Below are 6,183 nucleotides of genomic sequence, written 5' to 3'. Positions count from 1 at the left end.
CAACTACATCTTCAAGTGATGCTTTGAATTGGTCAAATCCTTCTAAATCAGAAGCTTTACCCATATCTATTAAAGCTTTTGCTATTTCTTTTACAGCAGCTATATCGTTGTTTGTATATACAACTTCTGCATCAAATCCATAGTTTCCTATTGGATATTCGCTTGGATTTACAAATATTATTTTAACGCCATTCTTAGCAGCTTTCTTTAATTTTATGTTAAGCACTGGATTGTTTTCTGCTTTAAATCCAACAGCTAATACAACATCAGTTGCTAATAATTCTTGCATACCATTTGGAGATGCATTTACGCCTAATACTTTATTTAATCCACTTTCTCTATTGTCGAAGCATAAAGTTTTAGCACCTAATTTATCAGCTAATTTCTTGATTGCATAAGCTTCTTCATTAGTATATCTATCAGATATAGATACAGCTACTGCATCTTTACCGTATTTACTTGCTATAACTTCTGCTTTTTTAGCTACCATAGTGAATGCATCATGATAAGTAGCTTCTACTAATTCACCATTTATTTTTATAGATGGTTTTGCAAGTCTATCGTCGATTAATCCAGCATCGAATCCCCATTTACCTCTACCACATACTAAACCTTCATTTACAGGTCCATCTACGCTTGGATCTGCTTTTATGATAAGTCTTCCATGTGTACTTAATTCTAATGAACATCCAACTGAACAGAATGAACAAGTAGTTGGAGTTTGTTCTTTTGCAAGAGGTACAGTTTTCTTTGCGTGAGTTTTTTCTTGTAATGCACCTGTTGGACAAACTGATACACATTGTCCACAAGATATACAATTAGTTTCTTCTAATGGTTGTTTTAAAGCAGGTTTAACTACTGTATCAAATCCTCTTGTTACAAGACCTAATGCACCAACACCCATTATTTCATCACAAGTTCTTACACATAATCCACATAAGATACATTTGTTCATATCTCTTAATATGTATGGATGGCTATCTTCTATTGGTAAAATTACTTTTTCGCCTTCGAATCTTTCTGGTTCTACATCGTAAAGACGAGAGTAATCTAATAATTTACATTCATGATATTTTTGACATCCACAAGCTAAACATCTTTGAGCATCTGCTAAAGCTTGTTCTTCTGTATATCCATGATTTACTTCAAGGAAGTTATCTTTTCTTTCTTCTGGACCATATTCTTTTACTTTAGGTCTGTAGATTTTTTCTCTATCTTCGAAAGATTCTTCAGTTAAATCTTCTCTTTCATGTACATAAGGTTTTCTGTAATCTATTTCTTTTCCATGTAAGAAAGCATCTATTGATTCTGCAGCCTTCTTAGCATCTGCTATTGATTCAACAGCTATAGATATCTTATCATTACCACAGTCACCACAAGCGAATACACCGTTAGTTGCTGTCATGTAAGTTTTTGGATCGTATACTAATGAGTTCTTTCTAGTTTTTTCGATTCCATCAAATACACTACCATCTACTTGTTGTCCTATAGCGATTATTAATGTATCTATATCTAAAGTCTTAGTTTTTCCTTCTACTGGAACTGGTCTTCTTCTACCTTTTTCATCTGGTTCACCTAATTCCATAATTTGAAGTTCTACTTTACTAACTCTTCCATCTTCACCAGCTATTACTTTTATTGGGTTAGTTAAGTTTTCAAATACTACGCCTTCTTCTTGAGCTTCTTCTATTTCAAGTTCATCAGCAGGCATTTCTTTTATTGTTCTTCTGTATATATTGTAAACTTGTTTAGCACCCATTCTTACAGCAGTTCTACATGCATCCATTGCAACGTTACCACCACCAACTATGGCTACTTTTTCACCTAAGTTTACTGGAGCACCTTTAGCTACTTCTTCAAGGAAATCTATACCACCAACAACTCCTGGAAGATCAGATCCTTCGCAGTTTATTCCTATTGATGACCAAGCACCTATTGTTACAAGTACTGCATCATAGCTATTTTTTACAGAGTCAAAAGATATATCTACACCAACTTTTGTATTTGGTATCATTTTAACTCCCATTTCAGCTATTAAATCAATTTCTTGTTGTAAAACTGTTTTTGGTAATCTGTATTCAGGTATACCATAACGAAGCATACCACCTAATTTAGGCATTGCATCGATTATAGTTATGTCATGACCTTTTTGAGCTAAGAAGTAAGCTGCTGATAAACCTGCAGGTCCACCACCTATTATAGCTACTTTCTTACCAGTTGGAGCTCCTACTTCTGGTATATAAGGATTACCAGTTGCTAAGTCTCTATCTCCAACGAATCTCTTTAATTCTTGTATTGCTATAGGTTCTTCTACTAAACCTCTTCTACAATTAGTTTCACATGGGTGAGGACATACTCTACCTACTGATGCTGGTAGAGGAATTTTATCCTTAACTAATCTAATTGCTTCGTCATAAAGTCCGTTTGCTATAAGTCCTACATATCCTTGACAATCAGTGTGTGCTGGACATCCTAGAACACATGGTGCTTTACAATCTCCATTATGGTTTGATAATAATAATTCTAAGTTAGTTTTTCTTGATTCTTTAACTCTCTTTGTATTAGTTTTTACTACCATATTTGGTGATATTTCAGTTGCACATGCTTTAAATAATTTTGGACTTCCTTCTACTTCTACTACACATATTCCACAAGCACCATATATTTCTGCTCTTTCATCGTAGCAAAGAGTTGGGATAAATATATCATTTTCTTTTGCGACTTCCAAAATAGTTTGCCCTGGAAGACCTAAAACTTCTTTGTCATCTATATTTAATCTTATTTTCTTCATCTTATTTTAACCTTCCTAATTTTTTTCAATTGCATCAAATTTACAAGTTTCCATACATTTACCACATTTAATACAAACATTCTTATCTATAACGTGAGCTTCTTTCTTGTTACCGCTTATAGCGCTAACTGGACATTTCTTAGCACAAGCTCCACAGCCCTTACATGCATCTTCTTTGATTTCATAGCTTATTAATGCCTTACATGCTTTAGCTGTACATTTCTTATTATAGATATGATCTTCATATTCATTTCTAAAGTATTTAAGAGTTGTGATAACTGGGTTTGGAGCAGTTTGTCCTAGACCACACATAGCCCCTTCTTTTACCTTATGAGCTAATTCTTCTAGTAATTCTATATCTCCGTCTTTACCTTTACCTTGTGTAATTCTTTCTAAGATTTCAAGCATTCTCTTAGTACCTATTCTACAGTAGTTACATTTACCACAAGATTCTTTTCTAGTAAAGTCTAAGAAGTATCTAGCCATGTCAACCATACAAGTAGTTTCATCCATAACTATCATACCACCAGAACCAACTATAGCTCCTGTTTTATTTATGTTTTCATAATCTACTGGTGTATCTATAAGGTGAGCAGGTATACATCCACCTGATGGTCCACCCATTTGAACTGCTTTGAATTCTTTATCTTCTTTGATTCCTCCACCGATACCGTAGATTACTTCTTTTAATGGTAATCCCATAGGAACTTCTATAAGTCCACCTTTTTTAATTTTTCCAGCAAGTGCAAATACTTTTGTACCTTTACTTTGACTTTCTGGTTTTCCTAATGATGCAAACGCTTCTCCTCCATTTAATATAATCCAAGTTACATTAGAATAAGTTTCAACGTTGTTTATATTAGTTGGTTTTTGCCAATATCCTTTAGCTGCAGGGAATGGTGGTTTAAGTCTTGGCATACCTCTTTCACCTTCTAGTGAAGCTATAAGAGCTGTTTCTTCACCACATACGAAAGCTCCCGCACCTTCTTTGATTCTTATATCAAAATCAAATCCAGTACCAAATATATTCTTTCCTAAATAGCCTCTTTCTTTTGCTTGAGCTATAGCTATTTCAAGTCTCTTTATTGCAAGTGGATATTCAGCACGAACGTAGATTACACCTTCTGTTGCTTCCATTGCATATCCACCGATTATCATACCTTCAAGTAATTCATGTGGGTCACCTTCAAGTACAGCTCTATCCATGAATGCACCTGGGTCACCTTCATCTGCATTACATACTATGTATTTTTGGTCTGCTTTATTTTGTTTTGCTGCATTCCATTTAAACCAAGTAGGGAAACCTGCACCACCACGACCACGAAGTCCAGATACTTTTATCACGTTTATTACTTCATCACTAGTCATAGTAGTTAAAACCTTTTCAGTCGCTTTATATCCATCTTTTGCTAAGTATTCATCTATATTTTCTGGATCTATAGAACCGCAATTTCTAAGTACAACTCTTTGTTGTTTTTCCAATAATTTTTTATCGTCTTCAGAAATCACTTTAGCTTCTACTGGTTTTCCATTTTCGATGTGGCTTTCTACTATTTCAGCAACATCTTCTGGTTGAACTTTTACATATCTTACAGGTTCTTCTTTCCCGTCTTCATATACATCTACAATAGGCTCTAAGAAACATAAACCTATACATCCTGTGATACCTACTTTTATATCTAAATTCTTTTTACTTAATATTTCTTCAAACTCATTAGCTACTTTTTTGGCACCAGTTGCGATACCGCAGCTACCTTGACCTACTACTATCTTCATTGATACTTCTCCTTTTGATTTATTAAGTTACTTAAGCTGTTTCCCCATCAGCCTTTTTTTCTTTTTCTTTAATTTGATTTATAATTTCGATTACTGAATCTTTTGTTAAATTACCATATGTTTCATCGCCATCTTCAGTTTTAATCATCATAACAGGAGCAAGTGAGCAACATCCTAAACATGAAACTTGATTTAATGTGAATAAACCGTCTTCTGTAGTTTCGCCATCTTTTATATTTAATTGTTCGCTTACTACTTGTGCTATCATTTCTGAACCATTAACGTGACAAGCAGTTCCTTGGCAAAGCATTATTAAATATTTTCCTATAGGTTGTAATCTAAATTGAGCATAAAATGTTGCAACTCCATATATCTTAGCTACTTTTATTCCTGTGAACTCTGATATTCTGTTCATGACGTCAATTGATAGATAACCATATGCATCTTGTGCCTTTTGTAAAATTGTTATCAGATATCCTGGCTTTTTTCCGTAAGTTTCTAAGATTTCATCTAATTCTTTTAGATTCTCATTCTGATTGTTCTTGCAATTACAAGTTGACATTCTAATTTCACTCCATTTCTTATTATTAAATTTTTACAACATACGTTGTAGACATTCACCCATAAAAATATTATCATCAAGCTTACTTATTTATTGATTTGCAGAGTTGATATTTTAAATTAATAAACAATAACAATAAAATAACATAAAAATCTTGAATTTCCCCTTAAAATGCTTATTATGACATACTATATTGTTAAATTATACACATTTTAAAGTAATATATTTGTTGGCAAAATAAATTTTATATTTTACATGGTACATTTTTAGCACATTTTACCATGTTTATAGGTTAATTATATTATTCCATTTCAACATATGTCAAGAAATTTATGATTATATTATATTAATATATATTTCTTTTTTATTTTATTTTTTTTTTATTTTTTTTAAAAATTAAATCTTCTTTTTCAATATAAATAAAACTTAAATTTAATATTTTTTTACCGTATTGAATAATAGTTATTATTTTAACAACTATATTAGTTATAACATTTTTAGATATATTTGTAAAATAAATTATATTTATAACCGTAATAAATATTTTTCTTGAAAATTTTTCTAAGAATATAAATTCACCACCATGATAAAAATATATATTATAAATAGTTTTTATTTTATATTTAGAATTTAAATTAGGTGGTGTATGACTTGCTAAGTTTAAATACTTTTCGAGAATATTTTACTTTATTTTTATTAGGTGGAATTTTATACGTATTAATAGAAATAGGCTATAGAGGGTATTCCCATATATCTATGTTTATTGTTGGAGGAATTTGCTTTATTCTAATTTCTTCTATAGGTGAATTTATTCCATTTAAGATCTCTATATTTCTACAGATGCTAATAGCTTGTATACTGATCACCTCTGTAGAATTAATCAGCGGTATAATAATTAATATATTTTTAAACCTCAATGTATGGGACTATTCTTTAAATAAATTTAATCTGCTAGGTCAAATTTGTTTAAAGGCATCTATAACATGGTTTTTTCTAAGCCTTCCAGCTATTTATATAGGAAAATTTATTAAATCATTTTTTATAAATTAAAAAT

Annotated in this window: 4 protein-coding genes; 1 reads left to right on the top strand and 3 read right to left on the bottom strand. The window is 31.5% G+C overall.

Features of this window, described 5'->3' with window-relative positions; all coding sequences use genetic code 11:
- From SPD90_RS07315 to nuoE, 3 genes are all read right to left on the bottom strand, one after another.
- Positions 1–2,791, bottom strand: a 2,791-nt coding sequence (locus SPD90_RS07315) for an FAD-dependent oxidoreductase (protein ID WP_320924786.1), incomplete at its 3' end; no start/stop codon positions are given.
- 15 nt (positions 2,792–2,806) lie between these two features.
- The gene (locus SPD90_RS07310) at positions 2,807–4,567 is read right to left on the bottom strand and encodes an NADH-quinone oxidoreductase subunit NuoF (protein ID WP_320924785.1); all 1,761 of its coding nucleotides are present in this window, start codon (positions 4,565–4,567) and stop codon (positions 2,807–2,809) included.
- 31 nt (positions 4,568–4,598) lie between these two features.
- Entirely contained in the window at positions 4,599–5,129 is a 531-nt protein-coding gene (gene nuoE / locus SPD90_RS07305) for an NADH-quinone oxidoreductase subunit NuoE (protein WP_320626367.1), read from the bottom strand.
- Between the two features lie 639 nt (positions 5,130–5,768).
- Here nuoE and SPD90_RS15295 point away from each other — a divergent pair.
- A complete protein-coding gene (locus SPD90_RS15295; RefSeq protein ID WP_320626366.1) occupies positions 5,769–6,179 on the top strand; it encodes a putative ABC transporter permease in 411 nt (136 codons plus the stop codon).
- Positions 6,180–6,183: the final 4 nt, after the last annotated feature.

It is taken from the genome of Intestinibacter sp., from assembly GCF_034113885.1.
Lineage (GTDB): Bacteria > Bacillota > Clostridia > Peptostreptococcales > Peptostreptococcaceae > Intestinibacter.
This window is presented reverse-complemented; position numbering and strand designations above follow the sequence as displayed.

What these genes read in the sequence shown, in the direction of transcription:
- nuoE (WP_320626367.1), bottom strand. Translation starts at nt 5,129, where the DNA reads ATGTCAACTTGTAATTGCAAGAACAATCAGAATGAGAATCTAAAAGAA.
- SPD90_RS07310 (WP_320924785.1), bottom strand. Translation starts at nt 4,567, where the DNA reads ATGAAGATAGTAGTAGGTCAAGGTAGCTGCGGTATCGCAACTGGTGCC.